The following is a 396-nucleotide window of genomic DNA, read 5'->3' as shown; positions in this document are numbered from 1 at the left end:
TCAGCGAGGAGGGCGGCCTCCGCGCGGCCCGCAACGCGGTCGCCGGCCGGCGCACGAGCGGCCTGCCCGCAGCCTTCGCCTGCGCGAACGACGAGCTCGCCCTCGGCATGCTCATCGGCCTCCGCGAGGCCGGCGTCCGGGTCCCCGACGACACCCTCGTCTCCGGCTGGGACGACGTGATGGCGGCCAGGTACGCCGAGCTGACGACCGTCCGCCAACCCATGCGGGAGCTGGGCAGCCGCGCCGCCCACCTGCTCGACCAGCTGATCAACCGCACCCGCGAGGCACCCGTCCACGAGGTCCTCGCCACCGAGCTCATCATCCGCCAGAGCACCACCCGCACAGGTACACCCACCGCAGGAGGAAACCCCCGATGAACACCAATCGGATCAGGAG

Annotated in this window: 1 protein-coding gene; it reads left to right on the top strand. The window is 72.5% G+C overall.

Annotated elements, in window-relative coordinates; all coding sequences use genetic code 11:
* The coding region (locus K9U41_RS23645; protein ID WP_282643254.1) for a substrate-binding domain-containing protein at nucleotides 1-377 on the top strand (377 nt) is incomplete at its 5' end.
* Nucleotides 378-396 lie beyond the last annotated feature (19 nt).

Source organism: Xanthobacter autotrophicus (genome assembly GCF_029991245.1).
Classification (GTDB): Bacteria; Pseudomonadota; Alphaproteobacteria; order Rhizobiales; family Xanthobacteraceae; genus Xanthobacter; species Xanthobacter autotrophicus_C.
The sequence above is the reverse complement of the archived record's forward strand: the minus strand, read 5'-3'. Positions and strand labels throughout refer to the sequence as shown.